General features: G+C 73.0%; 15 protein-coding genes. 14 read left to right on the top strand and 1 reads right to left on the bottom strand.

Translation table 11 applies throughout. The features are described 5' to 3' along the window. Positions 1-14 precede the first annotated feature (14 nt). From mreC to galE, 14 genes are all read left to right on the top strand, one after another. A complete protein-coding gene (mreC, locus tag ACFY60_RS07650; protein ID WP_388608666.1) occupies positions 15-1100 on the top strand; it encodes a rod shape-determining protein MreC in 1086 nt (361 codons plus the stop codon). Next, positions 1097-1765 carry a rod shape-determining protein MreD gene (gene mreD / locus ACFY60_RS07645; protein WP_388608663.1) on the top strand — a complete coding sequence of 223 codons (669 nt, stop codon included), beginning with the start codon at positions 1097-1099 and terminating at the stop codon, positions 1763-1765. Before mreC ends, mreD begins: the two co-directional genes overlap by 4 nt. 19 nt (positions 1766-1784) lie before the next feature. Beyond that, positions 1785-3971, top strand: coding sequence for a penicillin-binding protein 2 (gene mrdA, locus ACFY60_RS07640; protein WP_388608661.1), 2187 nt, complete (start codon positions 1785-1787; stop codon positions 3969-3971). A 4-nt stretch (positions 3972-3975) separates the two neighbouring features. Further along, positions 3976-5175 (top strand): rod shape-determining protein RodA, encoded by a 1200-nt coding sequence (gene rodA / locus ACFY60_RS07635; RefSeq protein WP_309050384.1) that lies wholly within the window; start codon positions 3976-3978, stop codon positions 5173-5175. A gap of 96 nt (positions 5176-5271) precedes the next feature. Next, positions 5272-6876, top strand: coding sequence for a CHAD domain-containing protein (locus ACFY60_RS07630; RefSeq protein ID WP_388608659.1), 1605 nt, complete (start codon positions 5272-5274; stop codon positions 6874-6876). A 52-nt stretch (positions 6877-6928) separates the two neighbouring features. Continuing rightward, complete coding sequence (locus tag ACFY60_RS07625) at positions 6929-8857, top strand: TIGR03960 family B12-binding radical SAM protein (protein ID WP_309050382.1); 1929 nt, start codon at positions 6929-6931, stop codon at positions 8855-8857. 85 nt (positions 8858-8942) lie between these two features. Beyond that, positions 8943-10037 (top strand): hypothetical protein, encoded by a 1095-nt coding sequence (locus ACFY60_RS07620; protein WP_388608657.1) that lies wholly within the window; start codon positions 8943-8945, stop codon positions 10035-10037. A gap of 126 nt (positions 10038-10163) precedes the next feature. Continuing rightward, a complete protein-coding gene (locus tag ACFY60_RS07615; protein ID WP_309050380.1) occupies positions 10164-10955 on the top strand; it encodes a TIGR03936 family radical SAM-associated protein in 792 nt (263 codons plus the stop codon). 235 nt (positions 10956-11190) lie between these two features. Continuing rightward, the gene (locus ACFY60_RS07610) at positions 11191-15063 is read left to right on the top strand and encodes an Rne/Rng family ribonuclease (protein WP_388608655.1); all 3873 of its coding nucleotides are present in this window, start codon (positions 11191-11193) and stop codon (positions 15061-15063) included. Between the two features lie 253 nt (positions 15064-15316). After that, on the top strand, positions 15317-15637 hold the full coding sequence (gene rplU / locus ACFY60_RS07605; protein ID WP_309053521.1) for a 50S ribosomal protein L21: 321 nt from the start codon (positions 15317-15319) through the stop codon (positions 15635-15637). A 14-nt stretch (positions 15638-15651) separates the two neighbouring features. Continuing rightward, positions 15652-15906 carry a 50S ribosomal protein L27 gene (rpmA, locus tag ACFY60_RS07600; RefSeq protein ID WP_010041940.1) on the top strand — a complete coding sequence of 85 codons (255 nt, stop codon included), beginning with the start codon at positions 15652-15654 and terminating at the stop codon, positions 15904-15906. 109 nt (positions 15907-16015) lie between these two features. Continuing rightward, the gene (gene obgE / locus ACFY60_RS07595; RefSeq protein WP_388608654.1) at positions 16016-17455 is read left to right on the top strand and encodes a GTPase ObgE; all 1440 of its coding nucleotides are present in this window, start codon (positions 16016-16018) and stop codon (positions 17453-17455) included. 89 nt (positions 17456-17544) lie between these two features. Next, complete coding sequence (locus tag ACFY60_RS07590; protein WP_388608652.1) at positions 17545-19203, top strand: glycosyltransferase family 2 protein; 1659 nt, start codon at positions 17545-17547, stop codon at positions 19201-19203. Between the two features lie 16 nt (positions 19204-19219). Further along, positions 19220-20206, top strand: coding sequence for a UDP-glucose 4-epimerase GalE (gene galE, locus ACFY60_RS07585; protein WP_388608650.1), 987 nt, complete (start codon positions 19220-19222; stop codon positions 20204-20206). Positions 20207-20299: 93 nt separating this feature from the next. Here galE and ACFY60_RS07580 read toward each other — a convergent pair whose 3' ends face one another. Beyond that, a complete protein-coding gene (locus tag ACFY60_RS07580) occupies positions 20300-21406 on the bottom strand; it encodes a glycosyltransferase (RefSeq protein WP_388609208.1) in 1107 nt (368 codons plus the stop codon). Positions 21407-21444 lie beyond the last annotated feature (38 nt).

Below are 21444 nucleotides of genomic sequence, written 5' to 3'. Positions count from 1 at the left end.
CACGGCCGCCGCACGTGAGGGACACACGAGAGAGCCGGCTGCTCCTGGTGCTGCTGATCGCCATCGCGTTCGCATTGATCACGGTGGACATCCGCGGCGGCCAGGAGTCGCCGGTCGACGGCGCCCGGCGGGCCGCCGCCGCGGTCTTCGGACCGGTCGAGAACGGCGTCGCGGCGGCCGTCGACCCGGTCGGCAACGCCATAGGCGCGGTGCGCGACTCCGGGGAGCGGCACACCCGGATCGCCGCCCTGGAGAAGGAGAACGCCGAACTCAAGGCGAAGCTCGGCAGCGACGACCGCAACCGCAGCCGCCTGCGCGAGCTCGACACCCTCCTGAAGACGGCCGGCGCCGGCCAGTACGGGATCAAGGGAGCCCAGGTCATCGCCATAGGGTCGGCCCAGGGCTTCTCCTGGACGATCACCATCGACGTGGGCGCCCGGGACGGCATCCAGCGGGACATGACGGTGCTCAACGGCGCCGGTCTCGTCGGCCGCGTCACCACCGTCGGCCCCTCCACCTCCACGGTCCTGCTTGCCAACGACCCCGACTTCACCGTCGGCACCCGGATGGAGAAGACCGACGAGCTCGGCTTCGCCACCGGCCAGGGCGACCGGCCGCTCCTCGTCCAGCTCCTCAACGGCAAGGCGAAGGTGAAGCCGGGCGACCGGCTCGTCACCTTCGGCTCGCAGGGCGACAAGCCGTTCGTGCCCGGCGTGCCCGTCGGCGAGGTCCTGCGCGTCGACCCGTCGGGCGGCGGCCTGACCCGTAACGTCTACGTCCGTCCGTACGTCGGCTTCAGCAAGCTCGACATCGTCGGCGTGGTCGTCCAGGCACCCCGCTCCAACCCGCGCGACGCCGTCCTGCCGCCGAAGCCGAAGCCGGCGCCGACGGTCACCGTGACCGTCACGCCGAAGCCACCGGCGAACGCCGTGAACGAGGGCCAGAACCAGGCCGGCCAGAACCAGCAGAACCAGAACCAGGCCGGCCGGAACGAGCAGGGCCAGAACCTGAACCAGAATCAGAACGCCGACGGGAACGCGAACCAGAACGCGGGCCAGGACCAGCAGGCGCAGCAGGACGAGGGGGACGCGACACCGTGAAGTTCAACCGCATCTTCCTCTCCGCGGCCCTGATCGCGGTCGCCCTCGTCGTCCAGGTCTCCGTCCTCGCCCGCCTCCAGCTCCCCGGAGCCGTACCCGACCTCGTCCTCCTCACGGTCGTCGCCCTGGCCCTCGTGTACGGGCACGTCAGCGGCGCCCTCGTCGGCTTCAGCGCCGGACTGCTCGCCGACTTCGCCCCGCCCGCCGACCACGCCGCAGGCCGCTACGCCCTCGTGCTCTGCGTCATCGGCTACCTCGTCGGCCTCGCCAAGCCCGAGAACGGCCGGCTCACCTCCGCCGCCGTCCCCATGGCCGTGGTCGTCGCCGCCGCCGTCGGCTCCACCCTGCTCTACGCGGGCGTCGGCGCCCTCGTCGGCGACACCGCCGCCCGTCACGTCGGCCTCGGCTCCCTCCTCTTCACCGCGGCCGTCTACGACCTGCTCCTGGCACCCTTCACGGTGCCGCTGATCATGGCCCTGGCCCGCCGCGTCGACAACGATCCGCTCGCCGACACCAGCGGCTCCAACGGGGCCGACGTCTCCTCCGGCTGGCTCTCCTCCGGCACCGGCCTGCGGATCGGCACCCAGCGCGGCGGACTGCGCGTGAAGGCCGCCAGGAGCCGCGCCTCACGGGCCGGGCGCATCAAGGGAGTCAAGCGACTGTGACCGAGGGGGCACCGGCAGCATGAGCAACATCCCCGAGACCGGACGGACCCCCCGGGTCCGGATCCGGCTCGTCGTCATCCAGGTCCTCGTCTTCTCGCTGCTCCTCACCCTGGGGGGACGGCTCTGGTACCTCCAGATCCGCAACGGCAAGGAGTACACGGACGAGGCCAAGAACAACCACGTCCAGCAGGTCGTCCAGCCCGCCGTCCGCGGGTCCATCCTCGACGCCCGCGGGGTCCCGCTCGCCGACAACGAGACCCGCCTCGTCGTCTCCGCCTCGCGCACCGAGCTGATGAAGATGAAGGACAAGGGCAAGGCCGTCCTCACCCGGCTCGCCGGCGTGCTCGAGATGAAGCCCGAGGACGTCATCAACAAGATCCGGCTCTGCGACTCCAAGACGCCCAAGCCCTGCTGGAACGGTTCGCCCTACCAGCCGATCCCGGTCACCGACGAGGCCACCACCCAGCAGGCGCTGACCATCCGCGAGGCCTCCGAGGACTTCCCCGGCATCACCGCCGAACCCACCGCCGTACGCCGCTACCCGGCGCCCGGCAAGGCCCGCACCGCCCAGGTCCTCGGCTACCTCTCGCCCGTCACCGACCAGGAGATCGAGAAGGCCAAGGACACCGACTCGCCGTTCCTCCGCTCCGACCAGGTCGGCCGCTCCGGCATCGAGCGCACGTACGACAAGGAGCTGCGCGGCAAGGCCGGCGTCACCCGCTACGAGGTCGACAACCTCGGCCGCGTCATGGGCCAGACCAAGTCCGACCCCGGCATCGCCGGCTCCACCCTCGTCACCAGCATCGACGCCCGCGTCCAGGCCGTCGCCGAGTACGAGCTCGCCCAGGCCATGAAGGCCGTCCGCCAGGAGACCGACAAGATCACCGGCCGGAAGTACGAGGCCGACGCCGGCGCCGTCGTCGTCATGGAGACGAAGACCGGCCGGGTCGTCGCCATGGCCTCCCAGCCCGACTACGACCCCAACGCCTGGGTCGGCGGCATCTCCGCCTCCGACTACGCCGCCCTCACCAGCAAGAAGTCGAACTACCCGCTCCTCAACCGGGCGATCCAGGGCCAGGCCCCCGCGGGCTCCATCTTCAAGGTGGTGTCCGCGAGCGCCGCCGTCCGCGCCGGACACGGCTTCAACGACCGGTACAACTGCAGCAGCTCCTACAGCCTCGGCGGCCGCAGCTTCGCCAACTTCGAGTCCAAGGGCCACGGCCCCATCACCCTCGGAGAGGCCCTCAAGTTCTCCTGCAACACCGTCTTCTACGCCCTCGGCCACCAGGAGTGGCAGCGCGACGGCGGGCTCAAGCCCAAGAAGGACGCCCACGACTGGTTCTACCGGACCGCCCGCGACTTCGGCCTCGGCGCGGAGACCGGCATCGACCTGCCCAACGAGGTCACCGGCCGCATCCCCGACCGCCAGTGGAAGCAGAGCTTCTGGGAGGCCAACAAGGACGTCTGGTGCAAGCAGGGCAAGAAGGGCGGCAGCTACGTCGAGCAGATCGCCTACGAGAGCTGCCTCGAAGGCAACCAGCTGAAGGCGTACGACAGCATCAACTTCGCCATCGGCCAGGGTGACGTCCTCGTCACCCCCATCCAGATGGCCACCGCCTATGCCGCCATCAGCAACGGCGGCACGCTCTACAACCCCACCGTCGGCAAGGCCGTCGTCAGCCCCGACGGCAAGCGCGTCCGGGAGATCAAGCCGACCCCGCACGGCAAGCTGCCCGTCGGCCCCGAGACCGTCCGCGACCTCGACAAGGGTCTGCGCTCCGTCGTCGAACCGGGCGGCACCGCCGCCTGGCGCTTCGGCGGCTGGCCCCAGGACAAGATCCCGATGCGCGCCAAGACCGGCACCGCCCAGGTCTACGGCAAGCAGACCACCTCCTGGCTGGCCACCTACACCGACGACTTCACCATCGTCATGACGATCTCCCAGGGCGGCACCGGCTCCGGCGCCTCCGGCCCCGCCGTACGCAACATCTACGACGCCATGTACGGCCTCGACGACGCCGGCAACCAGGACCTGAAGCGCGCCCTGCTGCCGAAGCCGCAGAAGGCCCTGCCGAAGATCAACCCCGACGGCACGATCGACGCCCCCGCCGTCAAGCCCTACGACCCCGAGGCGCAGAAGGTCGATCCCGAGGCGGGCGGGGCGACGCCGCCGCTCGCGGGCCCGCCCCCCGTCTGGAGGGACTGACCCGATGACGACCCGTACCGGCTTCTCCGTCTCCCGCTACGCCCCCGACCGCGGGCCGGTCGCGAAGCTCACCGCCCGCGACTCCGTCCTGCGCCGGCTCGACTGGCCGATGCTGCTCTCCAGCCTCGCCCTGTCGCTCCTGGGGGCCCTGCTCGTCTGGTCCGCCACCCGCGGCCGTACCGAGCTCAACAACGGCGATCCGTACTACTTCCTCTTCCGGCACCTCCTCAACACCGGCATCGGGCTCGCCCTGATGGTCGGCACGGTCTGGCTCGGCCACCGCACCCTGCGCGGGGCCGTTCCGATCCTCTACGGCGTGTCGATCCTGCTGATCCTCGCCGTCCTCACCCCGCTCGGCGCGACCATCAACGGCGCCCACGCGTGGATCGTCATCGGCGGCGGCTTCTCCCTCCAGCCCAGCGAGTTCGTGAAGATCACGATCATTCTGGTCATGGCGGTGCTGCTCGCCTCCAAGGTCGACGCCGGCGACCAGCTCCACCCGGACCACATGACCGTCGCCAAGTCGCTGGTCCTGGCCGCCCTCCCCATGGGCATCGTCATGCTGATGCCGGACCTCGGCTCGGTCATGGTCATGGCCGTCATCGTGCTCGGCGTGCTCCTCGCCTCCGGCGCCTCCAACCGGTGGGTCCTCGGGCTCATCGGCGCCGGCGTCGGCGGCGCCGTCCTCGTCACCGCCCTCGGGATGCTGGACGAGTACCAGATCAACCGGTTCGCCGCCTTCGCCAACCCCGAACTCGACCCGGCCGGCGTCGGCTACAACACCAACCAGGCCCGCATCGCCATCGGCTCCGGCGGCCTCTACGGCGCCGGCCTGTTCAAGGGTCACCAGACCACCGGCCAGTTCGTCCCCGAACAGCAGACCGACTTCATCTTCACCGTCGCCGGCGAGGAGCTCGGCTTCATCGGCGCCGGGTTCATCCTCGTGCTGCTCGGCGTCGTCCTCTGGCGCGCCTGCCGCATCGCCCGCGAGACCACCGAGCTCTACGGCACGGTCGTCGCGGCCGGCATCATCGCCTGGTTCGCCTTCCAGTCCTTCGAGAACATCGGCATGACCCTCGGCATCATGCCGGTCGCCGGCCTGCCGCTGCCCTTCGTCTCGTACGGCGGTTCGTCCATGTTCGCGGTGTGGATAGCGATCGGACTGCTCCAGTCGATCCGGGTCCAGCGCCCCATGACGGCCTGAGCCCCCACCGGGGCCGTGGTCCCGCGAACGGCCGGCGACGGCGACCGGATCGCGGGACCACGACTGGATCGCGCGAGCGGGGCTAGATTCAAAGACATGGCCGAGACGAAGCGCGAGACCGAGCGGAAGTACGAAGCCGACGACACCACCACCCTGCCCGACCTGACCCGCGTCCCCGGGGTCGCCCGGGTCACCGACGAAGGCGTCATGGAACTCGACGCCGTCTACTACGACACCCCCGACCTGCGCCTCGCCGCCGACGGGCTCACCCTGCGCCGCCGCACCGGCGGCCGGGACGCCGGCTGGCACCTGAAGTTCCCCGTCGCCCCCGGCGTACGCGACGAGATCCGGGCCCCGCTCTCGGACACGCTCCCACCGGACCTCGCCGCGCTCCTGCGCTCCCGCGTCCGCGACACCGAGGTCGTCCCCGTGGTCCGCCTCCGCTCCTCCCGCGACGTCCGTCACCTCCTCGGCGACGACGGCACGCTCCTCGCGGAGGTCTCCGTGGACACCGTCCGCGCCGAGCGCAAGGACCGGGGAGCGAAGGGAAAGCGGGCCGCCTGGACCGAGATCGAGGTCGAACTCGCGGACGACGACCCCTTCGGCGGCAAGACGGCCGGGAGCGCGCCGGGCGGAGCCGAGAGCGACAGGGCCGGGAAGGCCAGTGCCGACGGGGAGGCCTTCCTCGACGCCGTCGGAAAATGCCTCCTCAAGGCGGGCATCCACCCCGCGACCTCCCCCTCCAAGCTCGCCCGCGCCCTGGCCGACACCGGCGCCCGCCCCACCCCCGTCCTCACCGCCCCGCCCGGAGCACCCGGCACCGCCGGAGCCGCAGTCCTCGCCTACGTACGCGAACAGGTCCGGGCGATCGTCACCCTCGACCCCGCCGTCCGGCGCGACCGGCCCGACGCCGTCCACACGATGCGGGTCGCCTGCCGGCGCCTGCGCAGCGCCTTCAAGACGTACCGCAAGGTCCTCGACCGGGAGGTCACCGACCCGATCGGGCGCGAGCTGAAGTGGCTCGCCGGCGAACTCGGCGTCGCCCGCGACACGGAAGTCCTCGCCGAACGCCTCCGCACCCGTGTCGACGCCGTCCCCGGCCCCCTCCTCCTCGGCCCCGTCCAGGGGCGCCTGCGGATCTGGCGCACCGCACGGGAGGCGTCCGCCCGCCGCACCGTCCTCGCCGCCCTCGACTCCGACCGCCACCTCGCCCTCCTCGCCGCCCTCGACCGGCTCCTCGCCGACCCGCCCCTGCGCAAGGCCGCCTCCCGCGACGCCCGCGAGGTCCTCGCCGGTGCCGTCCGCAAGGACCACGACCGCCTCGCCGCCCGGGTCGAACGCGCCCTCGCCCTCGACCCCGGTGAGCGGCGCGACCGCGCCCTCCACGAGGCCCGCAAGGCCGCCAAACGCGCCCGGTACGCCGCCGACGCCGCCCGCCCCGCCCTCGGCAAACCCGCCCGGCGGTTCGCCAAGCGCGTCAAGGCCCTCCAGACCCGCCTCGGTGACCACCAGGACAGCGTCGTCACCCGCGAGGCCCTGCGGGAACTCGCCATCCAGGCCCACGCGGCCGGCGAGTCCGCCTTCACCTGGGGCGTTCTGTACGGCCGCGAGGCGGCGACGGCGGAGAACCTGGCGGGGGAGCTGCCGGAGCTGTGGTCCCGCGCCTCCCGCCCCGGGCTGCGGGCGGCACTGAGCCGCTGAGCACCGGGGTACGCTTGAGAGTCGCCCCCCTGCCAGCTCACGAAGGTTCGAGATGTCTGCTGCCGAGTCTGTCTTCCCGCAGCTCGAAGCTCTGCTCCCGCACGTGCAGAAGCCGATTCAGTACGTCGGTGGAGAGCTGAACTCCACGGTCAAGCCGTGGGAGTCCGCCGACGTCCGCTGGGCTCTGATGTACCCGGACGCGTACGAGGTCGGCCTGCCCAATCAGGGCGTCATGATCCTCTACGAGGTACTGAACGAGCGTGAGGGCGTCCTCGCGGAGCGCACGTACAGCGTGTGGCCCGACCTCGAGGCGCTGATGCGCGAGCACGGCGTGCCGCAGTTCACCGTCGACAGCCACCGGCCCGTCGGTGCCTTCGACGTGTTCGGTCTGTCGTTCTCGACCGAGCTCGGGTACACCAACATGCTCACCGCCCTCGACCTGGCGGGCATCCCGCTGGAGTCGAAGGACCGCACCGTCGACCACCCCATCGTGCTCGCCGGCGGCCACGCCGCCTTCAACCCCGAGCCGATCGCGGACTTCATCGACGCGGCGATCATCGGCGACGGCGAGCAGGCCGTCCTCGACATGACCGAGATCATCCGCCGGTGGAAGGCCGAGGGCCGGCCCGGTGGCCGCGAGGAGGTCCTCCTCCGCCTCGCGAAGACCGGCTCGGTCTACATCCCGGCGTTCTACGACGTCGAGTACCTGCCGGACGGTCGCATCGGCCGCGTCGTGCCCAACCGCTCCGGCGTGCCGTGGCGCGTGTCCAAGCACACCGTCATGGACCTCGACGAGTGGCCGTACCCCAAGCAGCCCCTCGTCCCGCTCGCGGAGACCGTCCACGAGCGCATGTCCGTCGAGATCTTCCGCGGCTGCACCCGCGGCTGCCGCTTCTGCCAGGCCGGCATGATCACGCGCCCCGTGCGGGAGCGAAGCATCACCGGCATCGGCGAGATGGTGGAGAAGGGCCTCAAGGCCACCGGCTTCGAGGAGGTCGGGCTGCTGTCGCTCTCCTCCGCGGACCACTCCGAGATCGGCGACATCGCCAAGGGCCTGGCCGATCGGTACGAGGAGGACAAGATCGGTCTGTCCCTCCCGTCCACCCGCGTCGACGCCTTCAACGTCGACCTGGCCAACGAGCTGACCCGCAACGGCCGCCGCTCCGGGCTCACCTTCGCCCCCGAGGGCGGCTCCGAGCGCATGCGCAAGGTCATCAACAAGATGGTCTCGGAGGAGGACCTGATCCGGACCGTCTCCACCGCGTACGGCAACGGCTGGCGCCAGGTGAAGCTGTACTTCATGTGCGGCCTGCCCACGGAGACCGACGAGGACGTCCTCCAGATCGCCGACATGGCGATGAACGTGATCGCCGAGGGCCGCAAGGTCTCCGGCCAGAACGACATCCGCTGCACCGTCTCCATCGGCGGCTTCGTCCCCAAGCCGCACACCCCCTTCCAGTGGGCCCCGCAGCTCTCCGCCGAGGAGACCGACGAGCGCCTGGCGAAGCTCCGCGACAAGATCCGCGGCGACAAGAAGTACGGCCGCTCGATCGGCTTCCGCTACCACGACGGCAAGCCCGGCATCGTCGAGGGCCTCCTCTCCCGCGGTGACCGCCGAGTCGGCGCCGTCATCCGCGCGGTCTACGAGGACGGCGGCCGTTTCGACGGCTGGCGCGAGCACTTCTCGTACGACCGCTGGATGGAGTGCGCGGAGAAGACCCTCCCCGAGTTCGGCGTGGACGTGGCCTGGTACACCACCCGCGAGCGCACCTACGAGGAGGTCCTGCCCTGGGACCACCTGGACTCCGGTCTCGACAAGGACTGGCTCTGGGAGGACTGGCAGGACGCCCTCGACGAGACCGAGGTCGAGGACTGCCGCTGGACGCCGTGCTTCGACTGCGGCGTGTGCCCGGCCATGCAGACCGAGATCCAGGTCGGCCCGACCGGCAAGAAGCTCCTGCCGCTGACCGTGGTCAAGTAGCCCGGCCGGAAGGCCCCTCGTAACGCTCCGGTGACGGCCCGTCCCAGGTGAGAACCCTGGGGCGGGCCGTCGCGTCATGTGCGGCATGAGCATGGAGAAGCCCGCGCCCCCGCCCGCCCCGGAGGGATGCCTGACGGCGGTCGTCAGGATTCCGGTGAGGATCGTCGTGCTGGTGCTCGTCGTGCCGGTGCGGATGGTGTGGGACGTCCTCGCCGCCGGTGGGCGGTTCGTCGGCCGGTCCGTGCTGCGGCCGCTGGGGCGGGGACTCGCCGCCGCGGGGGCGTGGCTCGGACGGGCGCTGTTCGTGTGGCCGTGGGTCGCGCTGTGGCGGTACGTCCTCGCGCCGGTGCTGCGGTACGGGATCGCCGTGCCGTCCGCCTGGCTGTACCGGGCCGTCCTGACACCGCTCGGCCACGGCCTCGTGCGCCTGGCGGAGGTGCTGGTGCGGGCACCGGCCGCCTGGCTGTACCGCGCGGTGCTCACCCCGTTGGGCCAGGGCCTCGCGTGGTTCTTCTCACGACTGGGCCGCGGGCTCGCGCTCGGCGGCGGGTGGCTGCTGCGGGCGCTGTTCGTGTGGCCCTGGGTGGGGCTCTGGCGGTACGCGCTCGTGCCCCTCGTGCGGTACGGCATCGTGCTGCCGCTCTCCTGGCTGTGGCGGTACGTGGTCGTGCCGGCCGCGCGGTACGGGATCGCGCTGCCGCTCGGGCTGCTGTGGCGGTACGCCGTCGTCCTGCCGTTCGGTTGGCTCGGGCGGCGCGTGCTCCTGCCCGTGGCGCGGGAGATCGGGGCGGCGTTCGTCGTCGGCTGGCGCGTGGCGGGGTTCGTCTCGCGCGCTGTCGGCCGGGCCCTCGCCCTCCTCGCCCGGACCCTCGTCGGCCGGCCCGCCGCCTGGTTCTACCGGAGCGTGTGCACACCCGTCGGCCACTGGGTCCGTGACTCCCTGTGGACCCCCGCGCGGAAGGCGGCTGTGGAGGCGGGGCGCGCCGTCCGGGGAACCCTGGCCGCCGCGCGGATCACGGTGCGCCGAGCCCGTGCGGACGCCTGGCGGGCGCTGGTGGGCGGCACCCGGGTGCCGGAGGCCGGGGAACCGGAGGTGGCCAAGGCGCGTACTCTGGGTAGTACAAGGAATGTCCCCGGCGCGGTGCCCGCCCCCGAGATCTCCCCGCAGACGCGGGGGTGATCCGGGCAGGCCCCCCAGGGGCCGCCCCATGAGCTTCCGGGCGGTGCGCCACCCGCGCCCGCCCCGCACCGAGGAGAAGAACCACTGGGCAAGCGACAGCCCGAAGGCCCGCCGCCCGCACCGGCGGTGCAGCGCATTCGTCTGCGCTACACCAAGCGCGGCCGCCTCCGGTTCACCAGCCACCGTGACTTCCAGCGCGCCTTCGAGCGCGCCCTGCGCCGCGCCGAGGTGCCCATGGCGTACTCGGCCGGCTTCACCCCGCACCCCAAGGTGTCGTACGCCAACGCCGCGCCGACGGGCACCGGCTCCGAGGCCGAGTACCTGGAGATCGCCCTCACCGAGCGGCGCGACCCCGAGACCCTCCGGGCCCTGCTGGACGAGTCCCTGCCGGACGGGCTCGACATCACCGACGCCGTCGAGGCCCGCACCTCCGGCCTCGCCGACCGGCTCACCGCCTCCGTGTGGGAGCTGCGGCTCGACGGTGTCACCGTCGAGGAGGCCGAGAAGGCCGTGGCCGCGTTCAACGCGGCCGAGGCCGTGGAGGTCCAGCGCAAGACCAAGAACGGCATCCGCACCTTCGACGCCCGTTCCGCCGTCGCCGAACTCGTCGCAGCGCGTCCCCAGGCCGATTCCCACGGTGATAGGCCGCTGGACAGTGCCTGTGCGATACTGCGGCTGGTTGTTCGGCACGAGACACCCGCCGTACGACCCGACGACGTCCTGTCCGGTCTCCGAGCTGTGGCCGACCTGGCGCCGCCGGTCCCCGCAGCGGTGACCAGGCTGGCGCAGGGCCCCTTCGACGAGGAGTCCGGCACGGTGACCGACCCGCTCGCGCCCGACCGCGAGGCAGTCACGGCCGCTCCACCCACGGCCGCCGCGACCGCTTCAGCGACGGCGCCGAGTGCGGGCACCGCGTAGGGAGCGGTCGTCGTAGCGCCGCCCTCGTACTCGGGAGCCACCTGGGTCGGGCAGCGCACTGACCAGAAGACTTTCGCCAGGCCGTACGCATCGGGCGTACGGAACCGGCGAGCCAGACATACAGCTCCCGTGCGGCGCCCGCGCCCCGGACGGCGGCACCGCGCCCCAGGCGTGACCGTGCCGCCGGACCGGAATCCGACGCGGCGCCCGGGAGCGTGACGGGAGAACCGCCCGCATGCTCGAACACGACGAGAACAACAACGACAACGCCCCCGGGGACAAGCTGCCGCCGCGCCGCAGGCGCCGCGCCGCCTCCCGCCCGGCCGGCCCGCCGGTGACCGCCGGTGCCACCGAGGCCGTCGAGACCCCGGAGCCCGCCGCGCCGGTCGCGGAGACCGCGCCCGCCGCCGAGCCCGCCGAGGCCCCGGCCCCGCGTACCCGCCGCCGTGCCACCCGTAAGGCCACCGCTCCGGTGACCTCCCCGGCGCCCGCGGACGAGCCGGTCGCCGCCGAGGCCGCCCCGGTGGAGGAGCCGGCCGCCGAGCCCGCGCCCGCCGCCGAGCCCGCCGAGGCCCCGGCCCCGCGTACCCGCCGCCGCGCGACGCGCAAGGCCACCGCTCCGGTGACCTCCCCGGCGCCCGCGGACGAGCCGGTCGCCGCCGAGGCCGCCCCGGTGGAGGAGCCGGCCGCCGAGGCCGCGCCCGCCGCCGAGCCCGCCGAGGCCCCGGCCCCGCGTACCCGCCGCCGCGCCACCCGCAAGGCCACCGCGCCCGTCACCTCGCCGACCGCCGCCGCGGCCGCCGAGGAGCCCGTCACCCAGGTCGCCGCCGCGCCGTCCGCAGAGACGCCGGCCGCCGAGGCCGCGCCCGTCGACGCCCCGGAGGCCGAGCCCGCGCCGCGCACCCGCCGCCGTGCCACCCGCAAGGCGACCGCCCCCGTGACCTCCCCGGCGCCCGCCGCCGAGGAGCCCACCTCCGGCGAGTCGCTGCCCGGTGACACCGTCGCACAGATCGCCGCCGACGAGGCCGAGGTCACCGCCGCCGAGACCGCCGCCACCCGTGGCCGCGGCCGCCGCCGCGCCACCTCGCCGCAGTTCGCCGCCGAGCCCGCCACGGCGGCCGAGGAGACCGGCCGGCCGCGCCGCGCCGCCCGCCCCGCCGTCCCCGTCTTCCAGCCCCCGGTCTTCACCGAGCCGATGTTCCAGACCCCGGAGACGGCGGCCGCCATCGCCGCCGCCGAGGCCGTGGAGGACGACGAGGAGCTGGAGGAGTTCGAGGAGACCGCCCCGGCGCCCGAGGCCGTGGAGACCGCCGAGCGCGCCGAGTCCGGCTCGCGCCGCCGCCGTCGCCGCCGCGGTGAGCCCGTCGCCGTCGAGCCCGTCCCGGCCACCGTCGCCGACGAGCCCGAGGTCGAGTCCGCCGAGGCCGCCGAAGAGGCACAGGCGGCCGAGGAGGCCGAGGAGACCGACGAGTACGAGGACCGCCCGTCCCGCCGCCGCCGTCGCGGTGGCCGCCGCCGTCGCCGCGGCGAGCTCGCCGAGACGGAGGAGTCCGAGGAGTCGGAGGAGTACCACGCCGAGGACGAGGGCGAGGAAGCCGCCGAGGGCGAGGACGAGCACGAGGAGCACGACGGCCTGAACGGCGGCGGCTCCAGCAGCTCCCGCCGTCGCCGTCGCCGCCGCCGGCGCAGCGGTGACGCCGCCGCCGAGGCGGAGGCCGCCGAGGAGGACGGCGTCCGTACGGTCGTCAAGGTCCGCGAGCCGCGCCCGGCCCGCGAGAAGGCCGAGCCCGGCACCGGCGTGGACGAGGTCCAGTCCATCAAGGGCTCGACCCGTCTGGAGGCGAAGAAGCAGCGCCGCCGGGAGGGCCGCGAGCAGGGCCGCCGCCGCGTGCCGATCATCACCGAGGCCGAGTTCCTCGCCCGCCGCGAGGCCGTCGAGCGCGTGATGGTCGTCCGCCAGAACGGCGAGCGCACCCAGATCGGCGTCCTGGAGGACAACGTCCTCGTCGAGCACTACGTCAACAAGGAGCAGGCCACCTCCTACGTCGGCAACGTCTACCTGGGCAAGGTCCAGAACGTGCTGCCGTCGATGGAGGCCGCCTTCGTCGACATCGGCAAGGGCCGCAACGCCGTCCTGTACGCCGGTGAGGTCAACTTCGAGGCGCTCGGCATGGCCAACGGGCCGCGCCGCATCGAGACCGCCCTCAAGTCCGGCCAGTCGGTCCTCGTCCAGGTGACGAAGGACCCCATCGGCCACAAGGGCGCCCGACTGACCAGCCAGGTCTCCCTCCCGGGCCGCTACCTCGTGTACGTGCCCGAGGGCTCGATGACCGGCATCAGCCGCAAGCTCCCGGACACCGAGCGGGCCCGTCTGAAGACCATCCTCAAGAAGATCGTCCCCGAGGACGCGGGCGTCATCGTGCGCACCGCCGCCGAGGGCGCGAGCGAGGACGAGCTGCGCCGTGACGTCGAGCGTCTGCAGGCCCAGTGGGAGGACATCCGGAAGAAGGCGCAGAGCGGCAACGCCCCGACGCTGCTCTACGGCGAGCCGGACATGACCGTCCGGGTCGTCCGCGACATCTTCAACGAGGACTTCTCCAAGGTCATCGTCAGCGGTGACGAGGCCTGGCAGACCATCCACGGGTACGTCTCCCACGTCGCGCCCGACCTGGTCGACCGCCTGTCCAGGTGGACGAGCGAGGTCGACGTCTTCGCCACGTACCGGATCGACGAACAGCTGATGAAGGCGCTGGACCGCAAGGTCTGGCTGCCGTCCGGCGGCTCGCTGGTGATCGACAAGACCGAGGCGATGGTCGTGGTCGACGTCAACACCGGCAAGTTCACCGGCCAGGGCGGCAACCTGGAGGAGACCGTCACCAGGAACAACCTGGAGGCGGCCGAGGAGATCGTGCGCCAGCTGCGGCTGCGCGACCTCGGCGGCATCGTCGTGATCGACTTCATCGACATGGTCCTGGAGTCCAACCGCGACCTGGTGCTGCGCCGCCTGCTGGAGTGCCTGGGCCGCGACCGGACCAAGCACCAGGTGGCCGAGGTCACCTCGCTCGGCCTGGTGCAGATGACCCGCAAGCGGGTCGGTCAGGGCCTCCTGGAGTCCTTCTCCGAGACCTGCGTCCACTGCAACGGCCGCGGTGTCATCGTGCACATGGAGCAGCCGACCACCTCCGGCGGCGGTGGCGGCGGCAAGCGCGCGAAGAAGCGCGGCCGCGGCGGCGCCGAGCACGTCCACGAGCACGAGGCCGTCGAGACCCCGGCCGACGAGGCCGAGGTGGAGACCGAGGCCGAGGTCGCGGCGGAGATCGCCGCCCCGGTGGCCGTGGAGGAGCCCTTCCGCCCCGACGAGGAGCTGTACAGCAGCGTCGCGGAGGCCGAGGCCGCCGCCTCGCGCGGCCGTGGCCGGCGCCGCGCCTCCCGGCGCGCCACCGCCCCGGTCGCCTCGACGCCGGTCGCCGAGACCGACGCCGTGGAGCTGGTCGAGGACGTGGCCGACACCGCGCCCGTGACCCCGGAGCCCGAGCCGGTCGCCGAGACCGCCCCGGAGCCGGCCCCGGCCGAGCGGCCGGAGCCCGCCGCGGAGGAGAACGCCGCGCCCGCGCCGCGTACCCGCCGCCGCGCCACCCGCAAGGTGTCCGCGCCGGTCGTCTCCACCACCCCCGTGGCGGAGGCCGAGGTCGTCGTGGAGTCGGCCCCGGAGCCGGTCGCGGCGCCCGAGCCCGCCCCGGCGCCCGAGCCGGCCGCCGAGGAGGCCCCCGCCGCCGCGCCGCGCACCCGCCGACGGGTGGTCCGCAAGGCCACCGCCCCGGCCGGTTCGCCCTCGGGCGCCGAGGAGGCGGCCGTGGTCGTCCTGCCCGCGGCCACCGCCCAGGACGCGCCGGAGACCCCCGCCGCGGAGCCGCAGGCCGAGCCGGAGTCCGAGGCCGCCCCGGCGGCCCGGAAGACGGCCCGCAAGACGGCGAAGAAGGCGGCCCCGGCCAAGAAGGCCGCCGCGAAGAAGACGACGGCCAAGAAGACGGCGGCGAAGAAGACCACCGCCAAGAAGACCACCGCCAAGAAGGCGGCGGACAAGTCCCCGGCTCCGGCCCAGGACTGATCCGGTCCGTTCCACCGGCGCGGACCGCCCCAGCACGGGGCGGTCCGCACCCGGTCGGGCGAATTTGACCCCCCGCGTCAGCCGCCCGTACCCTAGGTCGTCGGCGTGTCTGAAGGTGCGCCGCACCTCTGAGCACCTCCCTCCCGCTCGTCGGGAGAGGCCGCTCGTCCGATCCCGGATCACCACGGACCCCTCGGGGACCGTGTGGGCGGCTGGCGTCAGAGGTTCCATCGCGAGTGAGAGAGAGATCCGCGTGTACGCCATCGTGCGCAGCGGTGGTCGCCAGCACAAGGTTGCTGTCGGCGACATCGTTGAGGTTGACAAGATTTCCACTGCCAAGGTTGGCGACACGGTCGAGCTCTCGACCCTGCTCGTTGTCGACGGCGAGGCCGTGACCAGCGACCCGTGGGTCCTGGCCGGCATCAAGGTCCAGGCCGAGGTCGTGGACCACCACAAGGGCGCCAAGATCGACATCCTGCGCTACAAGAACAAGACCGGCTACCGCCGTCGCCAGGGTCACCGTCAGCAGTACACGGCGATCAAGGTCACCGCGATCCCGACGGCCGCGAAGTAAAGAGGGACTGAGCAATGGCACACAAGAAGGGCGCATCGTCCACCCGGAACGGTCGCGACTCCAACGCCCAGCGGCTCGGCGTGAAGCGCTTCGGCGGTCAGGTCGTCAACGCGGGTGAGATCCTGGTCCGCCAGCGCGGCACCCACTTCCACCCGGGCGCGGGCGTCGGCCGTGGCGGCGACGACACGCTGTTCGCCCTGCAGGCCGGTTCGGTGCAGTTCGGCACCCACCGTGGCCGCAAGGTCGTGAACATCGTTCCGGTCGCCTGATCGGATCTTTGCGGAGGCGGACCTCACTTCCCTCACGGGAAGCGGGTCCGCCTTTCGCGTGTTACTAGAGAGACATTCCCCCCGTTTTACGCATCTGGAGGCACAGAACATGACCACCTTCGTGGACCGCGTCGAGCTGCACGTCGCCGCGGGTAACGGAGGCCACGGCTGCGCCTCCGTCCATCGCGAGAAGTTCAAGCCGCTCGGCGGGCCCGACGGCGGCAACGGCGGTCGCGGCGGTGACGTGATCCTGGTCGTCGACCAGTCGGTCACCACCCTCCTCGAGTACCACCACTCGCCGCACCGCAAGGCCACCAACGGCCAGCCCGGCGCCGGCGACAACCGCTCCGGCAAGGACGGCCAGGACCTGGTCCTGACCGTGCCCGACGGCACCGTCGTCCTCGACAAGCAGGGCAACGTCCTCGCGGACCTGGTCGGACAGGGCACCACCTTCGTCGCGGGCCAGGGCGGCCGCGGCGGCCTCGGCAACGCGGCGCTGTCCTCCGCGCGCCGCAAGGCCCCCGGCTTCGCGCTCCTCGGCGAGCCCGGCGAGGCGCGGGACATCGTCCTGGAGCTCAAGACCGTCGCCGACGTCGCCCTCGTCGGCTACCCGAGCGCCGGCAAGTCCTCGCTCATCTCCGTCCTGTCGGCCGCCAAGCCGAAGATCGCGGACTACCCCTTCACCACCCTCGTCCCGAACCTGGGCGTCGTCACCGCCGGCTCGACCGTCTACACCATCGCCGACGTGCCGGGCCTCATCCCGGGCGCCAGCCAGGGCCGCGGCCTCGGCCTGGAGTTCCTCCGCCACGTCGAGCGCTGCTCGGTCCTCGTCCACGTCCTGGACACGGCGACCCTGGAGTCCGACCGCGACCCGGTGACCGACCTCGATGTGATCGAGGAGGAGCTGCGGCAGTACGGCGGCCTGGAGAACCGGCCCCGGATCGTCGTCCTCAACAAGATCGACATCCCGGACGGCAAGGACCTCGCGGACATGATCCGCCCCGACCTGGAGAAGCGCGGCTACCGCGTCTTCGAGGTTTCCGCGGTCGCCCGCACCGGCCTGAAGGAGCTCTCCTTCGCGCTGGCCGGCATCGTCGCCGAGGCCCGCGCCGCCAAGCCGAAGGAGGAGGCGACCCGCATCGTCATCCGCCCGAAGGCCGTGGACGACTCCGGCTTCACCGTCACGTACGACGAGACCGAGGACGTGTACCGGGTGCGCGGCGAGAAGCCCGAGCGCTGGGTCCGCCAGACCGACTTCAACAACGACGAGGCCGTCGGCTACCTGGCCGACCGGCTCAACCGCCTCGGTGTCGAGGACGCGTTGATGAAGGCCGGTGCCCGCGCCGGCGACGGTGTGGCGATCGGCGCCGAGGAGAACGCGGTCGTCTTCGACTGGGAGCCCAGCATGACGGCCGGCGCCGAGATGCTCGGCCGCCGCGGCGAGGACCACCGCATGGAGGCACCGCGCCCGGCGGCGCAGCGCCGCCGCGAGCGCCAGGCGGAGCGCGACGAGGCCGACCGCGAGTTCAACGAGTTCAACCCCTTCTAGAAGGGACGCCGGGGCCGCTCCCCGGTCGCGCCGCGGAGCCCTCCGCCGCCCCGTCGGGGGTGGTGGGGGGCTCCCGTAGGATCCAGGCTGTGAGCAGCGTTTCCCCGTCCGAGCAGACCGCCGGCAGCACCGCGTCCGAGACGACCGCGGGCAAGGTGAGCGTCGTCGTCATCGCCTACGACGACGAGGCGCTCGTCGCCGAGGCGATCAGGTCCGCGCTCGACCAGGGTCCGGTCGTGGCCGAGGTCGTCGCGGTCGACGACCGCTCCGGGGACGGGACGGGCCGCGTCCTCGACGAGCTCGCCGCCCGCCACCCGAAGGTACGGGTGATCCACCGCACCGAGAACAGCGGCGGGTGCGGCACCCCCCGCAACGACGGCGTCCGGGCCGCCACCGCCCCGTACGTCATGTTCCTCGACAGCGACGACGTCCTGCCCGCCGGCGCCGCCGAGGCGCTGGTCGCCGCCGCCGAGCGGCACCGCACCCCGGTGGCCGTCGGCGTCTGCGTCCGGCGGGAGCTGCCGGAGGGCCGGGACGTCCGCTGGCAGCCGGAGCTCTACCGGGAGCCCGCCGTCCTGGAGACCGCCGAGGAGCTGCGGCCCCTGCTCCACGACACCCTGTGCGTCAACAAGGTCTACGACCGGGCCTTCCTCGCCGAGCACGGCATCCGCTTCCCCGACGGCCGGTTCGTGTACGAGGACTTCCTCTTCACCGCCCGCGTGTACGCCGCCGCGCCGCGGGTCGCCGTCGTCCCCGACACCGTGTACGTGTGGCACGTGCGCCGGGCCGCCGCCCGCCTGTCGATCTCCCTGGACCGCGAGGGCGTCACCAACTGGCGGGCGAGGATCGCCGCCCACCGCGCCGCCGTGGAGACCCTCGCCGAGGCCGGGCAGCCGGGTCTCGCCGCCGCCTGCCGCACCAAGTTCCTCGAACACGACCTGCGCATGTACGCCCGCGACCTGAGGCAGCGGGACGCGGACCACCGCGCCGCGTGGTGGGACCTCACCCGGGACCACCTCGCGGACTTCACGGAGGCGGAGATCGCCGCCGCGAGCGCGCCCGCCCGCTGGATCGCCCGGTTCCTGCTCGCCGCGCGGGAGCCGCGCGACCTCCTGCGCCTTTCCCGGCTGGCCGCCCGCCCCGCCCGGCTCCTGCCGCCGTACGCGGGGACCCGTACCGCCGCCGTCTGGTCCGAGGACCTGCCCGGGGCGGAGCTGGACGGCACGGACACCCTGCCCCTGGACGAACTGCCGCTCCTCGTGGACGCCACCCTGCGGACGACGGGCGGCGGCGAACTGGCCCTGACCATCCGGGACCTGTACGGGCGGCTCGCCGAGGCCGTGCCCCGTACCGCGGAGGTGTCGTTCCTCCCGCGCGAGGGCGGCGGCCCGGCCCGCACCGTGCCGGCCGCCCTGGCCCCGGGGGAGGGCGGCTGGACCGCCCAGGTGCCCGCCCCGCTCACCGCGCTGGCCAGGACCGGCCGCCGGCGCGGCCGCCGGGGCACGCAGCTGTGGGACTTCGGGGTCACCGTGACGTGCGCCGACGGCACCTCCTTCACCACCGCGCTGCGGCTGCCGGACGGCTCCCAGCGTCGTTCGGTCGTTCCGAGCAGCCGGTACGGTGTACTCCTGGTGCAGCAGTACGTCACGGCCAACGGGTCGCTGGCCGTACGGCTCGCACCGGGAGCACGAGACGGACTCCGGGCGGTCAGGGCCCGGCTCCGTCGGCTCTCGCGCAGTTCTCAGTGAAAGGGTTTGGGGCGCTATGACTTATCTGATCACCGGCGGCGCCGGGTACATCGGCTCGCACGTGGTCCGCGCCATGACGCAGGCGGGCGAGCGGGTCGTCGTCCTCGACGACCTGTCCACGGGCTACGCGGAGCGCGTGCCGGAGGGCGTACCGCTGGTGGTCGGGTCGACGCTCGACCGCGAGGTCCTGGACCGGACGATCGCCGAGCACGGGGTGACGGGCGTCGTCCACCTCGCGGCCAAGAAGCAGGTCGGCGAGTCCGTGGAGCTGCCGCTCCACTACTACCGCGAGAACGTCATCGGCCTCACCGTCCTCCTGGAGGCGGTCACCGCCGCGGGCGTGCGCAACTTCCTCTTCTCCTCCTCGGCCGCCGTCTACGGCATGCCGGACGTGGACCTCGTCACGGAGGAGACCCCCTGCCTGCCGCTGAGCCCGTACGGCGAGACGAAGCTCGCGGGCGAGTGGCTGGTCCGCGCGGCGGGCAAGGCCCACGGCATCTCGACCGCCTGCCTGCGCTACTTCAACGTGGCCGGCGCGGCCACCCCCGAGCTGGCCGACACGGGTGTCTTCAACCTGGTCCCGATGGTCTTCGAGCGCCTGGACGCGGGCGAGTCCCCGCGGATCTTCGGTGACGACTACGACACCCCGGACGGCACCTGCATCCGCGACTACATCCACGTCGAGGACCTGGCCGACGCCCACCTCGTCGCCGCGCGCAAGCTGGCGGAATGGGCCGAGGCGGGCGAGCCGCGCGACCTGACGGTCAACATCGGCCGCGGCGAGGGCGTCTCCGTCACCGAGATGGTCGGCCTGATCAACGAGATCACCGGCCACACGACCGAGCCCGTCGTCACCCCGCGCCGCCCCGGCGACCCGGCCCGGGTGGTCGCGTCCGCCGACCGCATCGCGGCGGAGCTGGGCTGGAAGGCCCGCCACGACGTGCGCGACATGATCAGCTCGGCCTGGGCCGGCTGGGTCGCGCGCCGCGGCGCCACCGTCTGACCGACGCGGTTCCCGCGCGGGAACACGGGAACGGGCCGGGGAGATCCTCTCCCCGGCCCGTTCCCGTACGTCCGGCCCCGTCGACGAGCGCCGTCAGCGCTCCAGGAAGGCGAACAGCGCCTCCCAGCGGTCGGTGATCTCGTCCGCCGCGAACCGCTTCACGTTCCGGAAGGCGGCGTCGCCCATCCGGTCCCGCAGCTCCTTGTCGGAGATCAGCGTGCTGATGTGCCCGCCGAGCTCCATGGCGTTGCCGAGCCGCGCGAGCAGCCCGTCCTCGCCGTCACGGATGATCTCGCGTACACCCGGGGCGCAGTCGAACGCGGCGCAGGGCACGCCGGCCGCCATCGCCTCCAGGAGGGTGATGGGGAAGCCCTCCGCGCGGGAGGCCTGCGCGAAGACCGAGGCCTCGGAGAGCGCGCCGAGCACGTCGTTGGTACGGCCCATCCACTCCACGGACCCGTCGAGCCCGAGGCTGGTGGTCCGGGCGCGCAGCGCCTGCTCCTCGTCGCCGGCGCCGTAGATCCGCAGCTTCCAGTCGGGGTGACGGTCGGCGATCTCGGCCCAGCTGTCGAGCAGCATGTCGACGCCCTTCTCGTGCGAGAGGCGTCCGATGGAGGCGACGATCTTCCCGGTGCGTGGGACCGGGTTCTCGGGCATGAACGGCAGGGCGTTCGGCATGTGGCCGACGTTGTCCATGCCGGCCCGGATCCACTGGTCCGCGTCCCCGGGAGTGAGGACGAGGAGCCGGTCGACGTCCTTGTAGTAGCGCTTCACGCGGGCGAGCCGGGAGGAGGCGGCGCTCGCGGCGTACGACTCGTGGCTCATGCCGATGACGACGAGGCCCTTGGTGTCGGCGAGGGAGACCCACTCCATCGCCCACACCTGGGTCACGATCACCACGGCGCCGGGCCGGGCGGCGGCGAAGAGGGCCGTCAGCCGGTCGGCACGCTCGCGCATCCCGGCCGCGCGGGCCGCGTGGCGCCGCCGCTCGACCGCGTTGAGCTTGCCCTTGAGGCCGCGCAGCGGCTTCACCTGCGGCGGGTGGGCGTCGTACAGCGTGGTCGTCTCGTACGGCAGCGGCTCGGGGAACTCGTGCTGCCGGCCCTCGGGGGCGGGGGTGATGCCGATGACGTGGACGCGGTGCCCGCGGCCGGTGAACTCCCGGGCCATCTGGTGCGTCCAGGTGGTCACACCGCCCATCTCGTCCACGCTGTTGGAGACGATGAAGATGTCGCGGC

Origin of the sequence: Streptomyces sp. NPDC012827 (assembly GCF_042900905.1) — a bacterium.
Lineage (GTDB): Bacteria > Actinomycetota > Actinomycetes > Streptomycetales > Streptomycetaceae > Streptomyces > Streptomyces gulbargensis.
This window is presented reverse-complemented; position numbering and strand designations above follow the sequence as displayed.